38 protein-coding genes and 1 pseudogene are annotated in these 25005 nt (G+C 43.4%); 32 read left to right on the top strand and 7 right to left on the bottom strand.

Annotated features, from left to right (window positions below; genetic code table 11):
• Positions 1-141: 141 nt before the first annotated feature.
• The 21 genes and pseudogenes from L1D55_RS13410 to L1D55_RS13310 all read left to right on the top strand — a co-directional run bounded on the left by L1D55_RS13410 (position 142) and on the right by L1D55_RS13310 (position 11334).
• Positions 142-627 (top strand): GNAT family N-acetyltransferase, encoded by a 486-nt coding sequence (locus L1D55_RS13410; protein ID WP_239917747.1) that lies wholly within the window; start codon positions 142-144, stop codon positions 625-627.
• A gap of 70 nt (positions 628-697) precedes the next feature.
• Positions 698-1087 carry an HIT family protein gene (locus tag L1D55_RS13405; protein WP_239917746.1) on the top strand — a complete coding sequence of 130 codons (390 nt, stop codon included), beginning with the start codon at positions 698-700 and terminating at the stop codon, positions 1085-1087.
• A gap of 47 nt (positions 1088-1134) precedes the next feature.
• Positions 1135-1743 (top strand): pyridoxamine 5'-phosphate oxidase family protein, encoded by a 609-nt coding sequence (locus L1D55_RS13400; protein WP_239917745.1) that lies wholly within the window; start codon positions 1135-1137, stop codon positions 1741-1743.
• A gap of 5 nt (positions 1744-1748) precedes the next feature.
• Positions 1749-2180, top strand: coding sequence for an NUDIX domain-containing protein (locus L1D55_RS13395; protein ID WP_239917744.1), 432 nt, complete (start codon positions 1749-1751; stop codon positions 2178-2180).
• A 49-nt stretch (positions 2181-2229) separates the two neighbouring features.
• A pseudogene (locus tag L1D55_RS13390) lies at positions 2230-2325 on the top strand (DUF2000 family protein); the annotation flags it as partial.
• Positions 2326-2466: 141 nt separating this feature from the next.
• Positions 2467-3195 (top strand): class I SAM-dependent methyltransferase, encoded by a 729-nt coding sequence (locus tag L1D55_RS13385; RefSeq protein ID WP_239917743.1) that lies wholly within the window; start codon positions 2467-2469, stop codon positions 3193-3195.
• Positions 3196-3204: 9 nt separating this feature from the next.
• Complete coding sequence (locus L1D55_RS13380) at positions 3205-3624, top strand: GNAT family N-acetyltransferase (protein ID WP_239917742.1); 420 nt, start codon at positions 3205-3207, stop codon at positions 3622-3624.
• 26 nt (positions 3625-3650) lie between these two features.
• Positions 3651-3986: a 5-carboxymethyl-2-hydroxymuconate isomerase gene (locus tag L1D55_RS13375; protein WP_239917741.1), complete on the top strand. Its 336-nt coding sequence runs from the start codon at positions 3651-3653 to the stop codon at positions 3984-3986.
• A gap of 71 nt (positions 3987-4057) precedes the next feature.
• The gene (locus tag L1D55_RS13370; RefSeq protein ID WP_239917740.1) at positions 4058-4414 is read left to right on the top strand and encodes a hypothetical protein; all 357 of its coding nucleotides are present in this window, start codon (positions 4058-4060) and stop codon (positions 4412-4414) included.
• Positions 4415-4536: 122 nt separating this feature from the next.
• Positions 4537-5076, top strand: a complete 540-nt coding sequence (locus L1D55_RS13365; protein WP_239917739.1) for a GNAT family N-acetyltransferase — start codon at positions 4537-4539, stop codon at positions 5074-5076.
• 81 nt (positions 5077-5157) lie between these two features.
• Complete coding sequence (locus L1D55_RS13360; protein ID WP_239917781.1) at positions 5158-5631, top strand: GNAT family N-acetyltransferase; 474 nt, start codon at positions 5158-5160, stop codon at positions 5629-5631.
• Positions 5632-5678: 47 nt separating this feature from the next.
• Positions 5679-6023: a hydroxylase gene (locus tag L1D55_RS13355; RefSeq protein WP_239917738.1), complete on the top strand. Its 345-nt coding sequence runs from the start codon at positions 5679-5681 to the stop codon at positions 6021-6023.
• Positions 6024-6117: 94 nt separating this feature from the next.
• The gene (locus L1D55_RS13350; protein WP_239917737.1) at positions 6118-6534 is read left to right on the top strand and encodes a VOC family protein; all 417 of its coding nucleotides are present in this window, start codon (positions 6118-6120) and stop codon (positions 6532-6534) included.
• Between the two features lie 41 nt (positions 6535-6575).
• On the top strand, positions 6576-6998 hold the full coding sequence (locus L1D55_RS13345) for a GNAT family N-acetyltransferase (RefSeq protein ID WP_239917736.1): 423 nt from the start codon (positions 6576-6578) through the stop codon (positions 6996-6998).
• A gap of 45 nt (positions 6999-7043) precedes the next feature.
• Positions 7044-7625 (top strand): HD domain-containing protein, encoded by a 582-nt coding sequence (locus tag L1D55_RS13340; protein ID WP_239917735.1) that lies wholly within the window; start codon positions 7044-7046, stop codon positions 7623-7625.
• Positions 7626-7793: 168 nt separating this feature from the next.
• Positions 7794-8207 (top strand): GNAT family N-acetyltransferase, encoded by a 414-nt coding sequence (locus L1D55_RS13335; protein WP_239917734.1) that lies wholly within the window; start codon positions 7794-7796, stop codon positions 8205-8207.
• Positions 8208-8273: 66 nt separating this feature from the next.
• Entirely contained in the window at positions 8274-8666 is a 393-nt protein-coding gene (locus tag L1D55_RS13330) for a hypothetical protein (protein ID WP_239917733.1), read from the top strand.
• Between the two features lie 162 nt (positions 8667-8828).
• On the top strand, positions 8829-9086 hold the full coding sequence (locus tag L1D55_RS13325; RefSeq protein ID WP_239917732.1) for a hypothetical protein: 258 nt from the start codon (positions 8829-8831) through the stop codon (positions 9084-9086).
• Positions 9087-9203: 117 nt separating this feature from the next.
• On the top strand, positions 9204-9650 hold the full coding sequence (locus L1D55_RS13320; RefSeq protein ID WP_239917731.1) for a GNAT family N-acetyltransferase: 447 nt from the start codon (positions 9204-9206) through the stop codon (positions 9648-9650).
• Between the two features lie 103 nt (positions 9651-9753).
• The gene (locus L1D55_RS13315; RefSeq protein WP_239917730.1) at positions 9754-10767 is read left to right on the top strand and encodes a S66 peptidase family protein; all 1014 of its coding nucleotides are present in this window, start codon (positions 9754-9756) and stop codon (positions 10765-10767) included.
• Between the two features lie 111 nt (positions 10768-10878).
• The gene (locus L1D55_RS13310) at positions 10879-11334 is read left to right on the top strand and encodes a DUF302 domain-containing protein (RefSeq protein WP_239917729.1); all 456 of its coding nucleotides are present in this window, start codon (positions 10879-10881) and stop codon (positions 11332-11334) included.
• Between the two features lie 136 nt (positions 11335-11470).
• Here L1D55_RS13310 and L1D55_RS13305 read toward each other — a convergent pair whose 3' ends face one another.
• Positions 11471-12430, bottom strand: coding sequence for an NAD(P)H-dependent oxidoreductase (locus L1D55_RS13305; RefSeq protein ID WP_239917728.1), 960 nt, complete (start codon positions 12428-12430; stop codon positions 11471-11473).
• A gap of 153 nt (positions 12431-12583) precedes the next feature.
• Here L1D55_RS13305 and L1D55_RS13300 point away from each other — a divergent pair, with 153 nt between their 5' ends.
• From L1D55_RS13300 to L1D55_RS13285, 4 genes are all read left to right on the top strand, one after another.
• Positions 12584-13492, top strand: a complete 909-nt coding sequence (locus L1D55_RS13300) for a LysR family transcriptional regulator (RefSeq protein ID WP_239917727.1) — start codon at positions 12584-12586, stop codon at positions 13490-13492.
• A 202-nt stretch (positions 13493-13694) separates the two neighbouring features.
• The gene (locus tag L1D55_RS13295; RefSeq protein ID WP_239917726.1) at positions 13695-14210 is read left to right on the top strand and encodes an adenylate kinase; all 516 of its coding nucleotides are present in this window, start codon (positions 13695-13697) and stop codon (positions 14208-14210) included.
• A 131-nt stretch (positions 14211-14341) separates the two neighbouring features.
• Positions 14342-14740 (top strand): VOC family protein, encoded by a 399-nt coding sequence (locus tag L1D55_RS13290; protein WP_239917725.1) that lies wholly within the window; start codon positions 14342-14344, stop codon positions 14738-14740.
• Between the two features lie 87 nt (positions 14741-14827).
• Positions 14828-15052, top strand: a complete 225-nt coding sequence (locus tag L1D55_RS13285; protein ID WP_239917780.1) for a hypothetical protein — start codon at positions 14828-14830, stop codon at positions 15050-15052.
• An 88-nt stretch (positions 15053-15140) separates the two neighbouring features.
• Here L1D55_RS13285 and L1D55_RS13280 read toward each other — a convergent pair whose 3' ends face one another.
• Positions 15141-15473, bottom strand: a complete 333-nt coding sequence (locus tag L1D55_RS13280; RefSeq protein ID WP_239917724.1) for a PBPRA1643 family SWIM/SEC-C metal-binding motif protein — start codon at positions 15471-15473, stop codon at positions 15141-15143.
• A gap of 266 nt (positions 15474-15739) precedes the next feature.
• Between L1D55_RS13280 and L1D55_RS13275 the strand changes: the two genes are divergently transcribed.
• The 4 genes from L1D55_RS13275 to catB all read left to right on the top strand — a co-directional run bounded on the left by L1D55_RS13275 (position 15740) and on the right by catB (position 18432).
• Entirely contained in the window at positions 15740-16456 is a 717-nt protein-coding gene (locus tag L1D55_RS13275) for an HAD family hydrolase (protein ID WP_239917723.1), read from the top strand.
• Between the two features lie 41 nt (positions 16457-16497).
• Positions 16498-16893: a nuclear transport factor 2 family protein gene (locus L1D55_RS13270; RefSeq protein ID WP_239917722.1), complete on the top strand. Its 396-nt coding sequence runs from the start codon at positions 16498-16500 to the stop codon at positions 16891-16893.
• 86 nt (positions 16894-16979) lie between these two features.
• Positions 16980-17711: a glucose 1-dehydrogenase gene (locus tag L1D55_RS13265; protein WP_171367226.1), complete on the top strand. Its 732-nt coding sequence runs from the start codon at positions 16980-16982 to the stop codon at positions 17709-17711.
• Between the two features lie 94 nt (positions 17712-17805).
• Positions 17806-18432 carry a type B chloramphenicol O-acetyltransferase gene (gene catB, locus L1D55_RS13260; RefSeq protein ID WP_239917721.1) on the top strand — a complete coding sequence of 209 codons (627 nt, stop codon included), beginning with the start codon at positions 17806-17808 and terminating at the stop codon, positions 18430-18432.
• A 34-nt stretch (positions 18433-18466) separates the two neighbouring features.
• Here the strand turns inward: catB and L1D55_RS13255 are convergent, their stop codons facing one another.
• Both L1D55_RS13255 and L1D55_RS13250 read right to left on the bottom strand, forming a co-directional pair.
• Complete coding sequence (locus tag L1D55_RS13255; protein WP_239917720.1) at positions 18467-19645, bottom strand: BamA/TamA family outer membrane protein; 1179 nt, start codon at positions 19643-19645, stop codon at positions 18467-18469.
• A gap of 115 nt (positions 19646-19760) precedes the next feature.
• The gene (locus L1D55_RS13250; protein ID WP_239917719.1) at positions 19761-20126 is read right to left on the bottom strand and encodes a cytochrome c; all 366 of its coding nucleotides are present in this window, start codon (positions 20124-20126) and stop codon (positions 19761-19763) included.
• A gap of 204 nt (positions 20127-20330) precedes the next feature.
• Here L1D55_RS13250 and L1D55_RS13245 point away from each other — a divergent pair, with 204 nt between their 5' ends.
• The 3 genes from L1D55_RS13245 to L1D55_RS13235 are packed head-to-tail and all read left to right on the top strand — an operon-like array spanning position 20331 to position 21326.
• Positions 20331-20582, top strand: a complete 252-nt coding sequence (locus L1D55_RS13245) for a Rho-binding antiterminator (RefSeq protein WP_239917718.1) — start codon at positions 20331-20333, stop codon at positions 20580-20582.
• A gap of 8 nt (positions 20583-20590) precedes the next feature.
• On the top strand, positions 20591-20824 hold the full coding sequence (locus tag L1D55_RS13240) for a hypothetical protein (protein WP_004741014.1): 234 nt from the start codon (positions 20591-20593) through the stop codon (positions 20822-20824).
• A 52-nt stretch (positions 20825-20876) separates the two neighbouring features.
• On the top strand, positions 20877-21326 hold the full coding sequence (locus L1D55_RS13235) for a GyrI-like domain-containing protein (protein ID WP_239917717.1): 450 nt from the start codon (positions 20877-20879) through the stop codon (positions 21324-21326).
• A 95-nt stretch (positions 21327-21421) separates the two neighbouring features.
• Here the strand turns inward: L1D55_RS13235 and gltS are convergent, their stop codons facing one another.
• The 3 genes from gltS to L1D55_RS13220 form a co-directional block, all read right to left on the bottom strand.
• On the bottom strand, positions 21422-22645 hold the full coding sequence (gene gltS / locus L1D55_RS13230) for a sodium/glutamate symporter (RefSeq protein WP_239917716.1): 1224 nt from the start codon (positions 22643-22645) through the stop codon (positions 21422-21424).
• A 75-nt stretch (positions 22646-22720) separates the two neighbouring features.
• On the bottom strand, positions 22721-24106 hold the full coding sequence (locus L1D55_RS13225) for a patatin-like phospholipase family protein (RefSeq protein ID WP_239917715.1): 1386 nt from the start codon (positions 24104-24106) through the stop codon (positions 22721-22723).
• A gap of 144 nt (positions 24107-24250) precedes the next feature.
• Positions 24251-24910 carry a glutathione S-transferase gene (locus tag L1D55_RS13220; protein ID WP_239917714.1) on the bottom strand — a complete coding sequence of 220 codons (660 nt, stop codon included), beginning with the start codon at positions 24908-24910 and terminating at the stop codon, positions 24251-24253.
• Between the last annotated feature and the right edge of the window lie 95 nt (positions 24911-25005).

Below are 25005 nucleotides of genomic sequence, written 5' to 3'. Positions count from 1 at the left end.
TCGGGCTAATGTTGTTCGGTTGAGTTACATGATGCAATGGTCACTCGTAGGATGGCTAGAATAGAAATACGCAGTACATCATTGTAGAACTTGGCAATGGTAGAACCTGTGTTGCGGCAAGTTTGGTTTAGGAGGAAATTCATGATCAGGGAAATGTCTAAATCTGACTTTGAGTCATTTTGGCCTACTTTCTCGGCTGTGATTCAAGCACAAGAAACCTATGCATTTGATCCGGAAATGACGATGGAACAAGCTTTTTCGGTTTGGTGTGAACAGCCATCAAAAACTTATGTCTATACCGAGAACGACGTTGTTTTAGGCTCGTACTACATAAAGCCTAATGCAATGGGTCCAAGCGGTCATATTTGTAACTGTGGTTACATGGTTTCCGAAGAGGCAAGGGGGCAGGGAATCGCTCGGTCTTTGTGCGAACACTCTCAAAAAGTCGCGATTGAATTAGGCTTTGAGGCGATGCAATTCAACAGTGTCGTGTCGACGAACAAAACTGCAATCAAGCTTTGGGAAAGGCTTGGCTTTAGTATTATCGGTGCCATCCCCAAGGCATATAAGCATCCTAAATTTGGTCCAGTTAACAGCTACATCATGTACAAGTCACTCAAAAAATAATGAAGCGCGATGTATGGCGTATAGCCCTTTAAGAAGGTTAATACTCAAAACTGAAACTTGGAGATTTTAAATGACAATTGTCGAAAAAATTGTTCGCCGCGAAATGGAGGCTGTCATCGTTTATGAATCCGATGACGTGATTGCTTTTGCTGACCACAATCCTATCAACTTTGGGCATATTTTGATTTGTCCGACACATCCGTACGCCAACTATATCGATCTACCAGAAGGTGTTCTTACCGAAATTCATTCTGTCGCTAGGCAGGTGTATAGACGTATTGAAGAGGCGTTTAAACCTGATGGTATTTCATTCTTGCAAAATAATGGTGAGTTTAATGAGTTGTCTCATTACCACCTGCATATCTTTCCAAGATTTGAGGGCGATCAGTGCGGTTGGCAGAGTAGTGAACTCGGCATTCAAAGTATAGAGAAATTGCACGAGTCATTAAAACACTGGTAATTTTTAGTAAAAATTAGATGCACAAAAGAGCACGAAAAGGCTTAACAATGAGTGAAATAAAAACACTAGAACAATTAAATGAGCTTTATGCCGAGCCGAGTAAAAGGGCTCAAAATAAAGTACTTCCAGCACTGGATGCCCATGCGATTACTTTGATCAATCATTGCCACTTCGCTGTATTGGGGACGACAGACTCGCACGGCTTTGGCGACCTTTCTCCAAAAGGCGGCGAGCCCGGTTTTATTAAGGTTGTCGATGAGTCTACGATCCTAATACCTGATAGTTCGGGAAACAATCGAATTGATGGTTTAAAAAACATCATCAATAACCCTGAAGTTGGATTACTGCTGATGGTTAATGGGATTGATGAAGTGGTACGTCTTAAAGGTAAAGCCAGTATCCATACCGATCCAAATTTGCTTGCCGCTTGTCCTGATGGGAAGAAAGCCCCAAAAGTCGTGATTAAAATCGCCGTAGAGTCTATGTACTTTCATTGCGCTAAGGCGGTAATGAGAGGCAAGCTTTGGTCTGATACGTTTAAAGTTGAGCGTTCTATTCTGCCTTCACTGGCACAGATTATGAAAGATCAACAGAGCCTAGAAGGCCCAGCGATCAATCAAGACGATATGGTCAAATATTACCAATCGACACTGTGATACTCATGAAGAATGTAGTCCAAATTATCTTTGTTTCGGGCTCTAAGTTTCTGCTCGGCTTTCGTCAAAACACAGAAGCATTCGACCAATACTGGGGATTTCCTTCCGGAAGAATAGAGCAAGGGGAGTTACCTCGGACAGCAGCAGAGCGAGAAGCGCGAGAAGAGGTCGCGGTTGACGTAAGTAACTTGGCATTGTTCGCGATTGTCTCTGACCCAGAGCTACCCATTTGTCACTACTTCTATCTATGCCATGAATGGGCTGGCGACATACAGAATGCTGAGCCCCATTTATGCCAAGAGTTCCGTTGGTTTGAGCGTGATGAGCTACCCGAAAATTGCACACCGATAACTTACTTGATCACTCAGCAATTGAACGATGCGCCACGTGTCGAACACTTAGATCGAAATGCCAGTCACCATTCATTTTGTGCGTAGTTCAGAACTAGTATGGTGAGCGTTGACTAGTGGTTAGTGAACGGTGGTTACCGAAGAAGCGGATTTGGAATACCTCGGGGTCTGTTTGTTCGGTAGCACCGATATTCTGCGTGAATTTACGAAGAAGTTCAGTCTGTACAAATAGGCCTTTGTGCTACAGCGCTCAATACCTCCAGTGACAACTAGGTTATGCATTTAAATAACAATAATTTAGTGCTAGTTTTACGAGTCTAAGATACTAAGAAGTATTATTCGATGTTGGTCATTTTCATGGAGTAGATTCGGCATGAGCGATGAATACAGTGACGAAATTTCTAAACACTATGCGGCGTATCGCCCTCCAATTCATCAAGAAATCCTGGGCGTCGCCCTTCCTAAAGGTTCTGATTTCGAACTAGGTTTGGATATAGGTTGTGGAACCGGCGTTTCGAGTGAAGCACTTATTAAGTTTTGCAGCCGTGTGATTGGTATTGATCCAAGTAGCGCGATGCTAGCACAGGCAAGTCATGTTGAAGGTTTGAGCTACCTCCAAGGTACTGGCGACAATATTCCTTTGGACAACAACTCGGTCGATGTTGTCGCGTTTGCTGGCTCGTTATCTTATGCAAAATCTGAAGCATTGATCGATGAGATTGTTCGAGTTTGTCGAAACAATGCTTGGGTGATTGCTTACGATTTTGAAGTTTTGCTCGACGTGCATCTTGAGTCACTTGGCGTTACGCTTCCTTCTAGAATTTCAACTTACAATCACGCTGAGAACTTCGAAGGAAGTAACAGCATGGTCGAACAACAAGTTAAGCAAGCAGCAATTACGTTAGAGGTGAGTTCAGAGCAACTCGCTCATGTTTTGTTCTCATCATCAAGACGTTACTCGGCACTGTCCGAACATTATGGTCCAAATCACGCGTTTGGTGCGGTAGTGAATGCTTTGAGTGAAATTAATGAACGTCACGCAATTTCTGTGGATACATACTTCTCCACGTATCAAGTTAATGTTTCGACACCACCAGTTTAGGGAAAATTAATGGAATATACGTTAGATACCGAACCTTCAGATAGTGACATAAACGAAGTTCGCGCTGGCCTAATTAAACACAATACGCCATTTCTTGAAGGCATACCTAAATCTCAAGTGGGCTATTACGCCATGGAAGAGGGTGTTAAGGTTGGTGGTGTTATTGCGGATCTTTGGGGAAACTGGCTATTAATCAAGTTTCTTTGGGTCGATGACTCAATGCGAGGCAAGCAGGTCGGTAGCCAGTTACTGCAACGCCTAGAAAAGTACGCACAGTCCCAAGGCTGCACGTCGTCATTGGTCGACACGTTGAGTTTTCAGGCCAAACCTTTTTATGAGAAGCACGGCTACCAATGCCAAATGGTGCTTGAGAATTACCCTCTAGACTCATCATTAGCGTTTCTCACCAAGTCGCTCACAAAGCAGTAAACTGCACAATTATTAAGGAGCAAGATTTGCCACATTGTATTATCGAACACTCGTCGACGATTAACGCCGAGCAACTGAATAATAAAGTGTTTCTAGGAGCGCTTAACTCAGAGTTATTCGAAGCAGACGGGCGAGACATCAAAGTTCGAAGTATTGCTTATGAGAACTACCAAACGGGTACAGAAAAAGAAGATTTTATCCATGTGACGGTGCGTATATTGTCTGGCCGAAGTGACACAGACAAAGCAATGCTATCTGAAACAGTGATGACGCAATTGCTGTCTTTGTCCCTTAGCAGTGCATCGATCACCGTTGAGGTGGTAGATATGGACAGAAACAGTTATGCAAAGGTCGTTGTTTAACAGGCTGGAAGTCGCATTTTATACGCTGCTCTTTGTATCTTCACTCCAACTCGCTACAGGAATATTGGGAAATGTTGTTTATCCATAAATCTCAACCATTGGTTCATGGCCCAGAACTATGCTCTGAGCTGGCCGGTTTTTTAGCTGATAACAAGAGCATATTTGAGGACAAACTGGTTCCAGACCTGTCGTACATCGATGATATGGCACATGTGGTCAACGGAATCAAAGTCAAAAGTGTGCAACATGTGAATCATAACCAGTATCGCCTTGAATATGCGTTCGACTGGGAACTCTTCCTCGGATGTTCTGATAGAAATGAAACGGGCGTCGAAAATGGGCGTGTTCTGTTTATCTTGGAAGATGATAATAATCTGAATTTTGACTTTCCGGATAGGTGCTCTCGCGATACCTGTGACGAGTTTTAACTGACCCGAGTGGCATTGTTTTGTAATGGTGTCGATTCTTTAGATTTGGCATTAACGATATTCAATGTCTAAGGCGACAAAACATTTCTGCCATTTGAGGCCAAGTTTGAATAGGAGTAGTAATGAAAATAGTAGAAGCACAATACTCTGATTTAGAGAGTTTGTTCGTATATCTGGATACACAGTTGTCAGAAATCGCATTAGAAGAGACACCGCTATTCCAACCAGTCTCAAAGTCAGATTGTAAAATGTCGGAAGCACATAAAGCTCGATTTTCTGATGGGTTTAAGTATGAGTTTGGAGAGAATGGTTGGCGAAAAATTTGGTTAGCTAAAGATTCGAATGGTGCGATTCGCGGCCATATTGACTTGCGCCACCATAATGGTAATTACTGTTCTCACCGTGTATTGCTTGGCATGGGGGTCGACAGCAGTGTGAGAAAGCAAGGCTTAGGCTCCAAGCTAATGAATGTGGCGACTCAATACTGCCAAGAGAACGAAGCGATTGATTGGCTAGACCTCAACGTGTTGTCAAACAACGTTCCTGCAAAAAACCTCTATTTGAGAAAAGGGTTTACGGTTGTCGGCGAAATGGAAGACTATTATCGAATAGATGGTCAGTCGGTGTCTGAGCTAACAATGACGTTACAGACGAAAGGGTAGTCACTCTCTCTGCTCGGCTTTGATAAAGCCCTTAAAACTGCAAAACTTGCAGTCAAAGATTGAATCATGAAAAGGAAAACAATGATCACTATCGAAAGGCTTAATGATACTCATATTGAGCAAGTTAACGAAATTCAGCTCGCGGATGAGCAGGTTAAATTCGCAGGAACAGCAACGGACTTTTTGTCAGACGGTAGCGAGACCACGCATCTACATATTATTAAGTACGGCAGTGAGGTGGTGGGCTTCTTTAAGCTTGATGTTGCTTACCCGGCTGGCTACAAATTTTGCCCTGAAGGTAGTGTTGGCTTAAGGGCGTTTGCTTTAGATAAAAATCAACAAGGAAAGGGGCTAGGTACTGACGCAGTGAAAGCGCTATTTCCTTATCTAGCAGCCAATTACGAAGGGTATGATTGGATTTACTTAACCGTCAATTGTAAAAATCCAGCAGCCTATAACTGCTATGTTAAAGGTGGTTTTGAAGATACCAATGAACAGTACCTAGGCGGCGCTGCTGGCCCACAGTTCATTATGCGTGGAGCCATCAGCGCTTAACTTAAATCTGTTTATCAAAAGGCAACTGGGAATCAAAAGGAAAGGCCATGAAAGTTCAATATCTTGAAATTGTTACCCCTGAAGTAGATACGGTTTGTGCAACTTACGCACAGATCTACGATGTGAAGTTTAGTGATGCGGATGTGAACTTAGGTGGCGCTCGTACCGCTAAGCTCTCAAATGGTGGAGTGATTGGTGTGAGGGGACCACTTCGTGAAACTGAGGAGCCAGTCGTTCGTCATTACACACTGGTGAAAGACATAGAAACTGCAGTAAACGCCGCTGAAAAGTTGGGTGCTGAAGTCGCAGTCCCACCAATGGAGTTACCACGTCACGGAATGTGTGCCATTGTCATTCAGAGTGGTGTTGAGCTCGGTTTTTGGCAACTGTAGCGGTCGTTTGACTAAGAAGTTTAAAATTTAAAGTGGCATTTGTTCTAAGGAGGGAACATGTCAATTACATCCAACACCCTCAACAAGGTACGTTATGAAACAAAATATTGTTCATATTGCACTTGTCGTAAAAGACTACGATGAAGCCTTAGATTTCTACGTAAACAAACTCAAGTTTGAACTTATCGAAGATACCTACTTACCAGAAGAAGATAAGCGTTGGGTTGTTGTTGCTCCACCCAATTCACACGGTGTAAGCCTACTATTGGCGAGAGCATCCAAGCCCGAGCAACTGGACTTTATCGGCAATCAAGCTGGTGGTCGCGTATTCCTATTCCTAAATACCGATGATTTTTGGCGTGACTATGAACGTATGGTGTCTCTGGGAATCAAATTCGTTCGACAGCCGAAAGAGCAAGCCTATGGCACTGTGGCGGTATTCGAAGACCTTTATGGAAACCTATGGGATCTTCTGCAATTAAATCCCGATCACCCGATGGCGAATCGATAAGCCTGAATCTTACAAGCCACACCAAATGGTATCGGAGCAACATGGACATAATTAAAATTTCAGCGGCTGATGTGCTGCCCATTCGTCATCAAGTACTGTGGCCAAGCAAACCAATGTCGTTTTGTGCGGTAGAAGGCGATGAGCATGCCTCGCATTATGGTGCCTATATTGATGATCAATTAGTTTGTGTTGCGTCTGTTTACGTTCAAGAGAAGCAAGCCAGACTGCGTAAGTTTGCCACGTTGCCAGAATACCAAGGGCAGGGTGTTGGCTCTAAGGTTATCGAACACATCATCAAAGACCTACAAGCGGATCAAGCGAGTTATTTTTGGTGTGATGCCCGTACAACCGCTTTGGGCTTCTATCAAAGGTTTGAGATGCAGGTCGAAGGCGTTGAATTCCAAAAATCGGGAGTCTCTTACTACAAGATGTCGGTTCGGTGGGGGGAAAGACTCTCCCTGTAACCCTGTGCATCACTAAAACATCAATTCAAGTTAAGGAAGCGTATCGTGGAAGAAATCAAAGGCATTTTGGAATTCATGGTTGAAGTGGAAAAGTTGAAGGATGTTCATAGACAAACGAAGCCAGTTGGCCTGGATCGCTATGAAAACTCCGCTGAGCATAGCTGGCATGTCTGTTTGAGTGCTCTGATGTTGAAAGACTACGCGAATGAAGAGATCGATATTACCCGAGTGATGAAGATGTTGCTGATACACGATCTCGGTGAAATCGATGCAGGTGACACGATTATTTACGCCAGTGAAACGGAAGAAAACAAACTTAAAGAGAGAAACTGTGTCGAGCGTTTGCTTGAGTCATTGCCAAGCCATTTAAGATCCGAATATTTGGAGTTATGGCTAGAATTTGAAGCGGGTGAATCACCGGAAGCAAGATTCGGTAAAGCGATTGATAGAGTGCCCCCTTTACTTCATAACATCCATGGCGGCGGTCATAGCTGGAAGAAGCACAATATATCTAAAGATAAGGTACTGACATTTAACGGTGAACGCATTTCTAAAGGCAGCAAGGCACTGTGGAGCGAACTAGAAGTTCAACTCGAAGCCGCCGCCGACCGAGGGTTATTGAAGTAAATTTAAATCAAGTGTGCCAAGGGTGATGGAGAAGGAATGACACCATCTCTTCCTTTTGGGTTCTAATACACCCTTTAGATTGTGACATTCTCATCAAAATATTGAGATGCTGTTTATTTATACAGTTATGGTGTGTATTCTCACTGCTCATCAAAAGGAGCTGTAAAAATGGCGTTCAAATACGAAGAGAAAGTCCCTAATCCAGACGAGTTTTGTGAGATGCGGGTGAAAGCAAAATTGTCACCGAAGTCACTAAAAGCAGCCACAATCGCTTTACCAAATAGTTTATACGGCATCTCAATTCGAGATGGTGACCAACTCATTGCGATGGGGCGTGTTGTCGGTGATGGTGCATGTAATTTTGAAGTGGTTGATGTCGCTGTCGATCCAATCTATCAAGGGCAGGGCTTAGGTAGAAAAGTAATGGAATACATCGACAATTACCTATCTTCTGTTGCACTGGAAGGGTCGTATGTTTCCATGATAGCTGATGAACCGGCGTTTTATGGGAAACTCGGTTATAAGCTTGTATCTCCTTCTAGCCAAGGCATGACAAAGAAGTTTCCACCCAAGCATATGTAATAAAACTTGTGGCTCTACCATGACGTTATGCAAAGAGCCCCAAGTTTAAAAGGAACACATCAATTAATGAAAAATAGAATCTTAGCGTTATCGCTGCTTTGCCTATCAAGCAGTGTATTCGCTAACAGTGAATTACCAAGCAGTAGTTATGAAATGACCGTTGTAATGCAAGAGCAATCCCTAAAGCGCGACTTTCCATCGGTTAAATTTGATTACCTTGGCCAGACGCTTACCACGAGCGTTGATGAGTGTTCGTATACAGGAACGCTCTCTGAACATGACGACAACACGATTCTTCTATCGGCCACGATGTCATGTACTAATGAAAGTGGATCAAGCTACAGTGAGATGCCAGATTTCGTGCTCAAGCCTGAGGGTGGTGAAGCGAGTATGAATTTTGGTGATGAAGAGATTGACGTGTGGACATACACCGTCACAGTAAAGAAGCTCGATTTATAGTTAACCTTCTCTAGCAAGTTGACACATTAGCCACGGCACTCTCGTCGTCTTGTGTAGCGTAACTACATGCCATGAGACGTCGATCAATATAATAGGTTAGATTATCCAACGTTAGCTTGTTACTTTGCAATCAACTTCATAAATACACATTGGTTTATATAAATGATTGATAGTAAGTACATTAAACACCCATACTACTGTGAAAACTGTAACTCAATGACTCCACACCTTGCTATGAGCAGCTCTGTTGAGGGGCAAAAGGAGCAAGCGGAATCAGAAGCAAGACAGTGGAAAATAGGGATGTTGGTGGAGTATATCGTAAACTTGTTCTTTAAAGACGACAAAGACACGCCTGGATTTTTCATAGACCAAGAATATCAATATCAGTGTGAGAAGTGCGGCACCAAGTCATGGCATTGATATTATTGGATTTGGTTTCATTCGACACCTAACTTTTAGCAGCTAAAGCTTCAGCTGTTCAGTATCTTAGATTACAGTAGCCTGACTATGTGAGTGTGCCTATATCTTGAGGTTAAAATGGAATATGTCGTCGTCGATGCTACGCAAGTCCCAATGTCATTGTTACTTGAAGCGGTCCCGTCTGAAGCAAGTATTGCATCGTACTTAAGCCAATCATGGTGTTACGCAGCGAAACGAGATAACCAAATTCTTGGTGTCTGTGTTGTTAAACCAATCAGTGACGATACTGCAGAGATTTTTAATGTGTCAGTCTGCCCTGAACATCAACAGCAAGGCATTGGGTCTCAGGTTTTAAAGTTCGCTCTAAAGCAAGTGGTTAATCAAGGAATTAAGAGGGTTGAGCTGGGAACGGGTACGTTCGGTTATCAACTCACTTATTATCAACGAGCTGGTTTTAGGGTTGATAGTGTGGTTAAAAACCACTTCATCGACCATTACCCAGAACCCATCTTCGAGAACGGTATTCAACATCAAGACATGTTGAGGCTGTATATCGAATTTTAATTGTGCTGGATGCACTGTTTAAGCAGAACAAAGACAAGCCCAAATAACCTCGTCTAAAAAGGCTCATTATGCCATTACCTTTTTGTTATGGAGGACAAAGGAAGTGATTTACCCAAAGGCTTTAAACATCGGTGACAAAATTGGCTTTTTCTCGCCGTCTTCCCCTGCGACAGTGTTCGCTCCCAATCGGTTTGCTCGCGCTAAAAATTACTTGGAATCGAAAGGTTTCACCTTAGTCGAAGGCTCATTGACGGGGAAGTCTGATGGCTACCGTTCTGGCTCTATTCAAGCAAGAGCCGAAGAGCTAAACCAACTCATTCGAGATCCTGAAGTTCGCTGCATTATGTCTACAATTGGCGGCAATAATAGCAACTCGTTATTACCGTATATTGATTATGAGGCACTCAAAAAGGATCCAAAGATCATCATCGGTTACTCCGACATAACCGCATTGCTATTGGCGATTCATGCCCAAACTGGCTTAGTAACGTTTTATGGCCCAGCACTTGTTGCCTCATTTGGTGAGTTTCCACCGCTGGTTGATCAAACGTTCCAATCATTCAGTGAGTTGTTGTGCGAGAGTACAAGTCAACATCAATACACAATGCCCCAGGTATGGACGGATATTAAACACGATTGGGAAACTCAGAATTCCGCGAAGCCAGTCTATGACAATGAATGGAAGTTTATCGGCAAAGGAAAAGTCAGTGGCCGAGTGATTGGTGGTAACTTAAGTACGATGGCTGGGATATGGGGTAGCCAATATATGCCCGAAATTCTCGATGGAGATATTCTCCTTATCGAGGACTCATTGAAGGGTATCGAAACCGTAGAGCGTTCTTTTGCACACCTATTGGCTTGCGGAGTGTTTGATAAGGTGGGCGCTATCATCTTAGGTAAGCATGAGCTGTTCGACGATAAAGGAACCGGACGAACGCCACTTGATGTGCTTCTTGAAGTATTAAACGGTAAAAGCGTGCCGATATTGTATGGATTTGATAGCTGCCACACTCATCCAATGTTAGTTACGCCACTTGGCGTTCAAGGGAATATCGACTTTGATAATCAGACCTTTGAGCTGCAGGGACCTTGGGTAAAAATACCTAGCGAAAGGTGATCCTCTCAGCAAACTCAGTTTATAAACCTGTCTATACTGAGTTAGGTTACGCCACGACGTTGAGATGGCGCGATAAACGTATGTTCGATTCGGTAAACTTCAGAGGTCACAATGAAAAAACTACTACCGCTATGCGCCATTCTACTTTCTGCATCCTTTTCCGTTGCTGCGTCTGACGGTTTGATAAAGTACCAAAGCAATTATTCCGTGAAAGAAACAGCTGACCGTTTTGAAGTGATCGCGAAGAGCAAAGGTTTGACGTTGTTTGCGAGAATCGATCATCAAAAGAATGCCAGCAAAGTGGATCTTGAATTAAGACCCACTCAAGTCATCATTTTCGGCAACCCCAAAGTAGGTACGCCGTTAATGCAATGCTCGCAAGAGGTGGCGATTGATTTACCTCAGAAGGTGTTAGTGACTGAAGATGCAAACAAAAAAGTGTGGTTGTCTTATAACGATCCTAATTACTTAGTCAATCGTCATGCGATTAATGGCTGTGATGAGGTAATTAAGAAAATTTCAGGTGTGCTTAGTAAGTTATCTGAAGCAACGGTTGCGAAAAACTAGCACACAGGGCTTATAACGTGCAGTTTAAGGTTTGAGAACATTACTCAGCTTGGTCACGGCAATGGATGTTAAAGGGGGCAGCAGCTACTTATCGCTGCTGTCCTTTTTGATCAATGAGGCTATTTTTAATTACACACTAAGTGAGTGGAACCACTTCATATTCGTGAATCTTAACGCTGGTGTTTTCATCAACAGAGACTAACCAAGTCTCGTTCACGACAAAATCAACTTGCTGACCTTTCATTGTTGAATCGGTGTAGGTGTCTGCTTTTACCCTTACATGCAGGCTCACTTGATACTGCGAACCTAACGGTTTTACTTCGAGTTGTTCAATGTCATGAGAGCAGTTTGGCTTAAAGGTCGAGCGTAGCAACGCATACCAATCTTTGAACCCGGCATGACCGATAAAATCGCCTTCAGGAACTTTAAATACCGCATCTGGCGACAGTGACTCAGTGAAGATGTCAGTTTGTTCTGACAGAGAGTCCATTTGTTCAAACCATTCATTGGAGAACTTACGAATGATCTGCTCGTCCGATTGTGTGACCTTGCGAATTTCGCCGATAAGACGTGAAGCATGGTCTTCAGCGCGCTCTTGAACCTCTTCCAATTTGTTATACACATTAGGGATATAAACCATTCGGTGTGTATAAACCGGCGCATGGTAGTTCATGTTCGCTAAGTAAGCGGTCTGCTGTAGAGGGTACATGAACTGTTCAATCGTAAAGTGGTTGTAGTTTAAAGGATCGTAAGACTCTTTAGGTCCACCAACCGTGAAAGAGAGGAAGAAATCTTTGCCTTTAAGCTTGTTTCCTTCTGGTCCGTAAGCAAAGTTAAACGTCATCACATCGTCTATCCACTTTTTCAGCAAAGCTGGTACTGAATACCAATAGAAGGGGAACTGAAGAATAATCACATCGGCTTCGATGAGGGCAGCTTGTTCTGCTTCGACATCAATTTTGTAATCTGGATAGAGTGTATCTAAGCGGCGAACGGACACGTCTTTCATCTCGGTTTCTAACGTGTCGATGATTAACGTGTTTGTGTATGACTCAGCTAGGTTAGGGTGGCCTGAAATAACAACTGTTTTGCTCATGATGACTGTCTCATTGTTCGTATTTGATGAAGCAATCATAAACGTGTTGAGTTGTTAGTTTTAGATGACTAATGTCTAAATAACTATTAGGCTAAACCAAATAATAGACTGTGGTAATCTAGATTTATTCAATCAAATAACGGGGAACGAACGATGAAGGGAGCCACATACAACCAGCTAACCATGTTCCATGCGATTGTCACTGAAGGTTCGATCTCTGGAGCTGCACGTCAACTGGAAGTTGCGCCTCCTTCCGTCAGTCAGGCACTAAAGACGCTAGAAAATGAACTAGGGTTACCGCTTTTTACTCGCACCACACGAAGAGTTGAACTGACAGAGGCGGGGCGAACCTTATATGCGAAAACGGTAGATGCCATTAGCGATTTAAGTAGTGCGATGGAAAGTGTCGCAGATCTGAGTCGTAACCCTTCAGGGCATGTTTCAATCACGGTTCCCCGTTTTGCTTACAAAAAGTGGATAGAGCCCATCTACGCTGAGTTTTGTGTTCAATACCCAGACATACAGCTTGAAATATCTATTTCAGATGCGACGGTGGATATCTTGAAAGATGGAATTGACCTTGGTATCCGATTTGGTGACAAGGTCGAAGAAGGGATGGTGGCAAGGCCAATAACCCCGCGGCTTAAAGAAGCGCTATTTGCTTCACCAGCTTACATAGAAAGACATGGTGTGCCCAAAAGTATTGAAGATCTACAAGAACATAAGTTAATCCAGTACCGATTTATCACATCCAATAAGCTTGCTCTATTGCCTTTAATGGATGGTACCAACACGGTTCAGGCAAATGTTGAAACGGCAATGATAGTCAATGACACCGATATCATGGTGGATGCGGCTCAGAAGGGTCTTGGTATCGGGCGTTTACTTGAACCTATGGTCGAGCGAGAGCTTAAGTCCGGTGAACTGGTACCCATTCTAGAAGATTGTTGGAGTGATAATTCTGGGCTCTATTTGTACTTTCATCGTAATAGCCAAAAAGCGCGTCGTGTCCGTGTACTCATAGACTTCTTACATGAAAAGATAGTCGGCGGCTCGCTCTAATTTCGCTTCTAGAGAATGTTGACAATCTATTCGCAATATATAAAAGTGGTTTTATGAAAATGAATTTAGCGCCACTTAACCAACGAATTATCATCATTCCATAGGAATGGTGGGATGCTTGATGCGCTGTATTTATCGAACCCACCCATAAGGTGGTTTTTTTGTATCTGTCTTATGGGTTTACCTCAATTGAGGAAGTCATATGAAGAAAATAGCGGTTTTTGGTAAGCCTGGGAGTGGTAAATCTACGGTGAGTAAGGCGCTAGCGCAGGCGACAGGGATAGACTTACACCAACTTGATTCGCTGGTTTACAAAGCGAATGGTGAGTTTGTCGATAGCGAGGTGTTTTCACACATGCATGAGCGCATTCTTAGCTCTGAAAACTGGATTATCGACGGACTTGGCCCTATAGAATCGTTTAAAAAGCGCCTAGATACCGCAGACACGCTAATTTATATCGACCTTCCTTACCCTGTGAGCTATTGGTTTGTGACTAAACGTTTACTGAAGGGCTTGTTTGTGAAACCTGAAGGTTGGCCTGACGGAAGCTCAGTGATCAAAGGAACGATACAAAGCTACAAGATGCTCAAGCTCAGCCTCACATTTTGGAATGACGACTTTAGGTCGCGCTTAGAACTACGTACGAAAGAGCAAGAGGTTCACATCATCAGAAGTGTGAGCGAGTTAAACAGCTTTGTGCGTAACCATGTAATCTGACCACTATTGGAGGAACTAAGTGAAATACATTATTCAAATAAATTGAATAACTCTATCAGCTTCGTCAAGTTGTGCTGGTTATATCATTAACTTAAAGTTTTATTCAGGTTAATTAATAAGGTAAGTAAGATATGGCAGCACTAACAAAAGGTGTACATCACGTAGGACTCACTGTTTCAAAGTTGGAAGAGAGTGCGAAGTTTTTCGTAGAACAGCTTGGTTGGAACGAGGTTAAAAGAAACCCTAACTACCCAGCTATTTTTGTCAGTGATGGTAATATTATGCTGACACTTTGGGACGCAAAAGCGGATTCACCTGTCGAGTTTGACCGAAAAGCTAATGTCGGTTTGCATCACTTAGCTTTGCTTGTCGAATCTGAGGGGCACTTAGATGAGCTACACAAACAGTTTCTAAACTCTGACGTAACCGTTGAGTTTGGTCCTGAATTAGTTAGAGAAGGGCCTGCTAAACACCTTATGTGCTATGACCCAAGTGGAATTCGTATTGAGTTTTTCTGGAGTGGTGTGTAAACAATTAAATTCAAAATCAATCCTAGCTTAACGCGTGAACACTCCGTCATGCGTTGAGTGTTTATGAGCAAGAAGGTTGCCGAAGTCATGTATGGAAGTGAACAAACACGAGCATTTTGTTGTAACTGCAAAGCGCTAACATTGCACAAATACACCTTGTTCAGTAACCAAGCACAAAAAGCACCGCAAGATGAGAAGAAACCAGGCTTGCTGATGCAAATCTTGTCTGGGTTTATTTCCAATGGTGCAACGGGAGATTACAAATGCACTCGATGCGGTACCTACCTAGAGACGCCGGACCATCTAGATTGATGAAGGGTTTGAGCAAATAAAAACGGGAAGATCTCAGCGATCTTCCCGTTGTCTTTCGTTTTGCTATTGGCAATTCAATTCAGAAGCCTTAAGCGCAACACTTCTTATATTTCTTACCGCTACCGCAAGAGCATGGGTCGTTGCGGTTCGGCGTCTTTTCAAACGTCATCGTTTTTGGCTTGTTTAGGAATGTATCAAGCTCGATGGTGTTCTCTTCTTGTTGCGCGTCTACTGTGATTTCTATAACGAACTCCTGCTCTGCAGCCAGTGTTTCGATCTCAGCTTTGCGAGCTTCGTTTTGAACCGTTACTTTGATTGGTGCTTCTTCAGTACCCGCTTTTACATCGCGGTTTACGTTGTAGCCTGCAAGGACGTGGTTTTGTCTTGTTTCGATACGGCCTTTGAAAAATAGTTTCGACATGGGGTACTCATTAAGAAATAGTGTTTTGGCGCTAATGTTTATGTTGATAGCGCATGGAGCGGGGGATTATACGCATATATTCCAATTGATAAAGCAATGATCTAAGCAAAGCTTATTAGGCTTGTCCTTACACGGAAATACCTAGTGTGATCCGTTAAATTTTTGCTTTTGTGTGGATTAGGTTTGAAGTTAGAGATATTTATATTTCACTCTGCAGCCATAGGAGTGTTAAATTCAAATATCTAATCTAAACAAAGAGATAAATAATGAAGTTAGATGCTATCTTGTGGGACTATGATGGAACCTTAGTCAATTCGGTGCCAAAGAATATCGCCATAACGAAGGACATTATCTCTGTGGTTGCACCGCACTTATCTGGTGAAAACTTGCCAAAGTACTTAACGAGCGAGGCGCTTTATCACGAAGCAAATCATGGCGCTAAAAACTGGCAAGCTTTATATGTCGACTACTACGGCATGTCTCATGATGAAATGTTGGTTGCTGGTGGGATGTGGGCAGAACATCAAGAGAAGAATCAAACGCCAGTCGAGTTGTTTGATGGTATGGACGCGGTGATAAACCGGTTTGCACATCTTCCCCATGGCATCTGTTCTCAAAACTCTCAATTGAATATTCGCGGTGTACTCGATAGCTATGGTATTGGTGAGTTGTTTAAAGCGGTTGTTGGTTATGATGACGTATCAAATGGCAACCAAAAGCCACATCCATTTGGTGGTATTAAGTGCGTTGAAAATATTTTTGGTGAAGGTCAAACCGACGAGCTTTGTTTAATGTATATCGGTGACCATGAAGCGGATACTCAATTTGCCCGTAACATCGAGGCTGCACTTGGTGGGAGAGCTAAAGTGGTTGCTGTTGCCGCGGGTTACAGCCGTTCTGAACCAGAAAAGTGGCAGACTAAACCCGATTACATCGCTGGTAATGTTGATGATCTTTTGGCGATCATTGGCAAGTATGCGTAATCAAAAAGTACCAAGTAATTCGATAAATTTAAGGAAGAACAATGACACCGAAAGAAGTGGTATTAGGTTTTTGGGAAGCCATGCGTACCAATGATTTTGCAAAAGCGAGCGAATGGTTGGCGGAGGATTTCCAAGGTTATTGGCCACAGTCAACTGAGCTAACCGTCGGGCGAGATAACTTCACAGCGATCAACTCTGAATACCCAGCAAATGATGTATGGAAATTTACGCTCAACTCGATTGTATGTGAGGGCGATACTGTTGTTACTGATGTGTCGGTGACTGACAGTGTTCTTAATGACCGTGTGATTACCTTCCATACCGTGGTTGACGGCTTGATTCAAAAGCAAACCGAGTTTTGGCCAGATGGCTTTGCTCCGCAAAAATGGCGTTCACAATGGGTTCAATTAGTCAGCCCTGAATCACTGAGTCAATAACATCAAATGCCACAACACGAGCTTACAGTGGCGTACGTACATAACAATAATCAGATAAACAAAAAGTCAGCAAGTTAGGAGAGTCCATGAACAAGGTCGTAATTGTTACCGGTGGAAGCCGAGGTATTGGTGCAGCAACATCTAAGCTTTTAGCAAAACAAGGCTATGCGGTTTGTGTCAATTTCATCCAAAATGAATCAAGAGCTGAAGCGCTAGTTAACGAAATTAGAGAACAAGGCGGCACTGCTATCAGTGTACGTGCGGATGTCTCGGTTGAATCAGACGTTAAATCCTTGTTTGAAATTGCACGCAATAAACTCGGGCCTGTAACTCATTTGGTTAACAATGCGGGCATCTTATTCACTCAATCTGCATTAGAAGAGATAGAACTCGATCGCTTTGAAAAGGTCATGAAGTCAAATGTATCGAGCTGCTTCCTCTGTAGTAAAGCTTTTATCAAACAAGCGGATGGCGCTGGCTCGATTGTGAATGTATCGTCTGCAGCGTCACGTACCGGAGCGCCATTTGAATATGTAGATTATGCGGCTTCGAAAGGTGCAATGGACTCCCTTACTAAAGGCTTATCTCTTGAACTGGCATCAAGAAACATCCGTGTCAATGGTGTAAGACCTGGCTGTATCTATACTGAAATGCATGCCGATGGCGGCGAGCCGGGTAGAGTAGATAGGTTAGCTTCACAATTACCTTTGCAACGAGGCGGTACGCCAGAAGAAGTCGCAAACTCTATCGCTTGGTTACTGTCAGATGAAGCTTCTTATGTGACAGGGTCATTTATTGATATTGCCGGTGGGCGTTAAGATACGTAAGGCTTTTACGCAAAAATAGAAATTAGTTAGAATCATAGCGCAATAAATAGTACCCAACTAAAAGAACGAAACTAAGAGTACAAATATGAATAACTATTTTGAAAGCCCATTCGTGGGTAAATCACTTAAAGAGCAAGTAACCAACCCAAATATCATCGTGGGTGAGCACAGTTACTATTCCGGCTACTATCATAACCATAGTTTTGATGACTGTGCGCGCTACCTGCTTCCTGACAGAAGTGACATCGACAAGTTGATCATCGGTAGCTACTGCTCGATTGGTTCTGGTGCCGTGTTTATGATGGCAGGCAATCAAGGTCACCAAAACCAGTGGGTGAGTACATTCCCATTTTTCTACCAAGATGATGAAAAATTTGAAGGGGCAATCGACGGCTTTGAACGTTCTGGAGACACCGTGATTGGTAATGATGTCTGGATTGGCATAGAGGCGATGATCATGAGTGGCGTAAAGGTGGGCGACGGTGCCATTATCGCCAGCCGTGCCGTCGTAACCAAAGACGTTGAGCCATACTCAATTGTCGGTTCTAACCCAGCTCGTCATATCCGCTATCGTTTTAGTGAAACTGAAATTGCACAGTTGCTAGAAATGAAGTGGTGGGAATGGAATGAAGAGCAAATCAAAGGTGCAATGACCTTAATGTGCTCTTCTGATATCGATGGCTTGTACCAGTATTGGAAGACCTTTGCTTAGCATCTTCTGATTGGTAAGTTGAATCGTGATTTAGCTAGATACCGGCTCCGACTTGAAAGTAGAGTGCGGTATCTTCTTCGCTAAACGCAATATCAATCCCTGATATTAGGCCATAACGTCTTGCGATAAGGTATCGGAAACCAACGCCATACGCTGAGTGTGAGCTTTGGTCGAACATATCGCTGTCACTGTCGCCTGCATAGCCAATCCCGGTAAATACTCCTGTTGACCAACGTGGCGTCCATTGTTTGCTTACTTGCACCTCTGCAGCAAAGGTATGCTCTCCTTGATAGCGATTTCTCGCAATCCCCCTTAGTTGAATGTCTGGATAGTATTGAGGCGATAGAAAGCGTTCATCAGTCGACAAGGATTTGTATTGACCGCGCAATGCGAGATTCCATTCTTTGTTGAGCTCCCAATAATTCAGTCCCTCTAGATTGAACGTTTGGTAGTTGTAATCACTGCCAAGTCCATCACCAAACCATAGATACTCAGCGACATAGTTATAGCCTTGAGTTGGATTTAGAAAGCTGTTTTTGCTGTCGTATTCCGCGATTAAGCCTAAGCCTGACGAAGTAGGCGAGGTATTCCCAATATTGTTTAGGATCTCTTGCGCTTTAGGGTGGTTATTGAGTGACAATTTAGGTGCAAAAAATTGTTGAGATAGGCCAACTAACCATGGCGAGTCTTGGATTCTAAATTGAAGCTTTTGAATCCCTCCCATGCCTTTTAAGCCAAGCTCGATACCTTCGTTTGGATCGAGTGGCGAAAGGGCATTAGGAGAACTTTGTCGGTAGAAAGTCATGTTGATATCGCCATAACCCAAACCACCAAGGTAACGTATCGAATCTTCTTTCCAGCTGCGCTTGTGACCAATAAATGCCATCCAAGTGCCATTTTCTGTCGCGAAGCCACCGACTGCGGTGATTGCAGGTGTTAAGAGTTGTGCGCCTCCATCAAGGGACTTCTCCGCCAGTGCTTTGCGTGTGTTATTCTGTTCTTCTGATTCATGAAGGAAGATACCGGTGAAACCACCACCGTAGCCAACCGCTGGTTCTGTAATCAGAATCGGGACGGGTAAAAAGCCATAGGCATTTTCAGCTAGGTATTCACCCATGTCCAAGTGACCATCAATTTGGTCTATAAAACTCACCGCACTTGCTGTTGTAGAGACGAGCACGAGAGTACTTGTGGCTAGGGGGTTTAAGTTCATAACGTTCCGTATTATTCACTGTCCAATAACTTCAGTGTAATCAAACGAATTGATAGCGCAATAAAACGAACGTTATTAAGTAAGTTCAGCGTTAAAAAGTTGAATCGATTAGCAATTATCGTTGGATCATTTCGACATAATCAAGAATATCAATGGCATCTTGTCTTGTAATCACTCCCTGCCACGATGGCATCCCTTCTTCCGTGTCGCCTTCTAAAATGTCATCAACCAAGGAGTTCTTTGTCGTAAAGAATTCACCGAGCTTATTTGGAATATTGGCGGGTTTACTTGGCAGAGATGCTGCTGTTGGTCCATCACCTAAACCTTTGTCACCATGACACGCTTGGCAAAGCTGACGATATTTGGTTTTGCCGTTGACGAAGTGGCTCGCATCATTCGCTGTCGCGGCACTTGCGGTGAATGACATGATTGACGCCACTAAGCAAAAAATGAAAAGGGATATGTGTTTGATGGTTTTCATTGTCTGGTACTCGGTTGTTACTGAACAATGAAAGCATAAGCAGAGGTGCGTAGAAGAAACGTGAATGGTTAAAGAGCGGCTATGCTTAAATTGACGCTGCTCTAGGCTGGTGCTGTATTCATGTGATCTGAGTAAACGATTGATTATAAACAGTTTGCATAGAATAGCGTGCCGCATTAGCGTGGTGGAAGAATGGGAGGCACTATGATTAGTTGCAGTGATTACGATTATATTGAAATTGTGTGTATGCACAGGTACCCAGTTAAGCTCACTTTACGCTCTGGTGAACAGATCGAGGGTGTTGCTTTAGATACCCAGCGAAACCAAGACAAAGATGAATGCATTAAGCTAAGTGTCGCTGGTCGAGAACAACTTGTTGTGTTGACCGGAATTAATGAATTAGAAGTGTGTGTCGACAACCCTCATTTTAAGCAAATCTCTTTCAAAACGTCATAGGGTGACATATGAATAATTCAATAGAGCAAAGCTACTGCACATCTTGCCGTGAACGTACGCAACACGTTGTCGTTTTGGTGAGAAAGGAAAGTGAATTTGCGGGCAAACCAAACCAAAAGCGGCTTGAGTTTATCTCCGGTCTGGTCAAAGGCTGGTTTCTTGGCGGCTTTGTCGCTGCCATGGATGAATTTTCTCGCCATGTTGTTTGTGAAAAGTGCGGACATAAAGAGATCCAAGACTAGAATCGAGTTGGCTTAACAGTTGACGCAATAAAATGGCTTAGGAAATAAAAGAGTGAAAGAACAAATATTAGAAGCGGTAAAAGCGTATGGCTTTGTGGTAAGAACCAACAATACCGATGAAGTTGACCCAGCTAAGGCGAAAATTGGCGAGTTGTGGCAAGGCTTTTTCGAACAAGCTTTTCCTAAGCTGACCCCGGACTCAAAGGTATACGGCGTATACACAAACTACGAGTCAGATTTTACAGGTGACTTTGATGTGATTGCTTGTACAAATGTACTCACTGATAACGGCATTGACCAATTGGTCGAAACAAAGATTGAAGCAGGAAAATACCTGACGTTCTCTGCAGAAGGCGAATTACCACAAGCGGTGATCGATCTGTGGGGAGAAGTGTGGGCGTATTTTAACGCGCCTGATTGCCCACATACGCGAACGTACACAACCGACTTTGAACTCTACAAAGGCGAGACTGAAGTCGAGATATCTATTGCGATTCAATAATCTTTAAGCACCGATATATCGTGTAAAAGTTTATGAAATAAAAGAGCCGCTCGGTATGAGCAGCTCTTTTGTTTTAGCAATGTAAAGTGCGCTTGTTACATCATTCTCAGGAAGTAAGGGATGATGAGCGCGTTAGCCAAATCGATAAAGAAGGCGCACACCAAAGGCACGATGATAAAGGCCTGTACAGAGTATCCATATTTTTGGCTAACGGCCGACATGTTGGCCATGGCCGTAGGTGTTGAACCCAGCGATATCCCGCCAAAGCCCGCACATACTACAGCAGCATCATAGGTTTTACCCATGGCTGGAAACACCACGAAGATGTTGATGATCACGGCGAGTAGAAGCTGCATCGCCAATATAGCGAAGATTGGGCCTGCTAAATCAATGAGGGTCCAAAGCTGCATGCTCATTAACGACATCGCTAAGAATGTGCCTAGTGAAATATCTGCAATCAAGGTGATGGCAGGTGAGCGAGTTGGCCACTTGGAGCCCGATATTCTTGGGTAAGCGTCAGGAATGACATTAGTAATAACAATACCTGCGAACAGACAAGAGACAAACAGTGGAAGTTGTAACCCTGTTTGGCTTATTAGCTCGTTAAGTAATACGCCAAATATCACGCAAATGTGGATAGCTAAAACGGCATCTAAGAATTGGAAAGAGGTCAATTGCTGTGTCTGACTCTCTTTGACTTCACTTTTAATTGTTGAGCCTGAATCTGAAGATTTTAGGTTGTGTCGTTTAATTAGGAATTTAGCAATAGGACCACCCATTAAACTGGCCAATATAAGTCCAAAGGTCGCACTAGCGATACCGATTTCCATTGCGCTTTCTAATCCAAACTGTTCTCCCACTTTAGGTGCCCAAGCAATAGCGGTCCCGTGCCCGCCGATCAAAGAGATACTTCCGCTTAACAAGCCAAAGACAGGCTCAAGCCCAAACATCGACGCTACCGAAATACCGACAATGTTTTGCATGATCATAAAGAAGATAGTGATGACCAATAGAATCACTAGAGGTCTACCGCCTTTGAACAAGTCACGTAAGCTTGAGTTGATACCTATAGTGGTAAAGAAGTACACCAGCAACACATCGCGGGCGAACAGATCAAACTGCACTTCAATGGATGTCGTTGCGTAGAGCACGCCAAATAGAATAGACGCTAAAATGCCACCAGAAACGGGTTCGGGGATACTGAACTCTTTTAAAAAGCCGATGACTTGATTAAGCCTCCTTCCGACAAATAAAACCACGATACCCATGGTCACCGCGAAGAACGAACCAAGGTGTAGGATGTTGTTTTCAAATTCCATAGTGCGCCTTGTATAAATAAAATTCTGACGTGATGTAACGGATAGTTGCTTGATTTATAAGCAACCAGATTAGCATTATTTGGTGTTTTCAAACGATAAGAAGGCTTGAAATGTAGGGTCCGTCGTAAGCTGTTGGTTACCTTCTTCGATCAACAGGTCAACCTTGTCTTTGTCTATCGTAAAGTCGGTCGGGACCTGGTTTAGTTGATAGCGTTTTTCGTTGTCGCTCACCTTGCTCAAGCTGACTTCAATAAAATACGGAACGACTTGATGTCCTTCGTAAGATGCGAACTCCGACCACGAGGCCAACTGATCCACGATCAAGTCTTTGGTGGTGTCGTTGTATCGGTGCAATTGAATGTCTGTAATAACATCGACAGTCTGCTTAACGGTTGGTAACTCAATTGAACTACCAATGCCGGATTCTGGTTTAGTAGCCGCATCTACCGAGATGATGACAATAGGGCGGACAGGTTGATCTTTGTGTAGCACTTTCAATTTTCCTTCATCGTTATAACGTAAGTATTCCGACATCTCATAAAGCGACAGCAGCCCCAAGTTGTCTGTGATTCCACCATCAACTAAATGAAGATACCCCACTGCGTCTTTGTCACTGTACGATTCCAATGATTGGATGAGATTCTTGTTCCGATACGTGGTGGCTTCAAAAGAAGGCTTGATGTGGCGAGTTTTGTCACAGTCACTTCTGTTTTCAAGCACGACAGGGGTAAAAACGAAAGGCACAGCTGAAGATGCGGCCACGGAGCTGGACACGGAATAACGATTTAAATCAGAACAGATCAAATCGAAGTACTCTTGTGTGAAAGAAAAGCGTGAACCTGTTGAGATGTCCGTAGCGTTGATCACTATGTAAGGCGCACCTTCTCTTTGCATATCAGCAAATGTGCTGTCCCCAAAAATGTTCGCGTCATAATAATCGGTCGCTTTGTCTGTTCTTGTCGCGTAGGAGAACCAGTAGCTTGGTGACAATAGAATGGAGATAAGATCCTCAGACACTTTGTGATAAAGAAACGCGTCCTCGTAGTCATCAAATATCTTGTCGCCATAAAGGCCGTAATACGCAGCCGTAAAACTCCCACCCGATACTGAGCTGATCATGTCGACTTCTTCTAGCAGATTGATGTGTTGTCCATCGATCTCCATGTCGGTATCACGCAGTGCCTGTAAGACACCATAGGAAAGGGCTGCAGCACGAGTTCCACCACCAGAAAAAGCGAGGATCACAGTGACTTTGTTGTCTTGCTTGTAAAAGTTCTCAGCGGTATAGGGTTGTTTTGCTGAGTTGAGTGCTGAAGCATTTGATGGGGCGGTGTTGGTGGCTTTGTTCTTAGCACTGCAACCTGAGAGGTTAAGCGAACACGCGACCAACAGCGACACTTTTGCTAATCCCGTTAGCCAATCTATCGGATTGTCTAGGGTGTTTCTTTTCGTTTTCGCCATAGCGCCTTTCAAACTACCGTTGTATCGAATTGAAAGGCTATTTTGAGTGAGATCTAATATGCCATCAATGGCACGGCGTGCGACACAGTGTCATGAAATTCGGCACAATCTTTTAGATAATGATGGCTTTTGTGCGGTTTGGTCTTATCCAAAAAGACAATCTTGCTTGGTGTCGTTCCATAATGGGTACTGTTTCATTACTTGGGTATAGAGTTTACTTTCGAGGTGCGATCGCAACCAACGCCCAACGTTCTGGTATTCAGACTGCACAAACCATTTCTTTTCTACTCTGACAAACTGGCTGACGAATGGCATTACGGCAAAGTCGGCTAGGCTAGGGGAATCTCCAAACAAGTAGTCATGGTTGGCGAGCTTAGCCTCAAGCTCTTTGATAAAGGCTTCACACAAGTTTCTACGCTGCTCGATGTCGTCATTGCGATAGCGAACAGAAGCGCGATATTTTTCTAAGTGACCAATAAACTCATTGTCATTTTGTTGAATGAGCTGGTGGATTTGCTCACTGAGTAGAGGGTTACTCGAACGAAGCAGATCTTGAGGATCGTTTTGTTGCAGCGCCCACATCATCACATCTAAGCTCTGCTCAATAACCTTTCCATCGGGTAACACTAGAACTGGAACCGTACCTTTTGGCGAACTGACCAATAGTTCACTAGGCTTGTCTTTGGTGACGATTTCTCTCAGTAGTACTTGTTGTTTCGATAAGGCGATGCCCATTCTTCCACGCATTGCGTAAGGACAGCGACGGAGAGAGTAAAGGACAGGTAAAGCTGAAGGATTAGGCATTGTTGAGGTCATTGAGTTTGAAAAGTGTTGTACGGTGGTAAACAGATCGTGATGTGGGTAGAATACGCGGCTTAAAAATTATAAGTAAGTGAGCG

The organism is Vibrio sp. Isolate22 (assembly GCF_022398115.1).
GTDB lineage: Bacteria > Pseudomonadota > Gammaproteobacteria > Enterobacterales > Vibrionaceae > Vibrio.
This window is presented reverse-complemented; position numbering and strand designations above follow the sequence as displayed.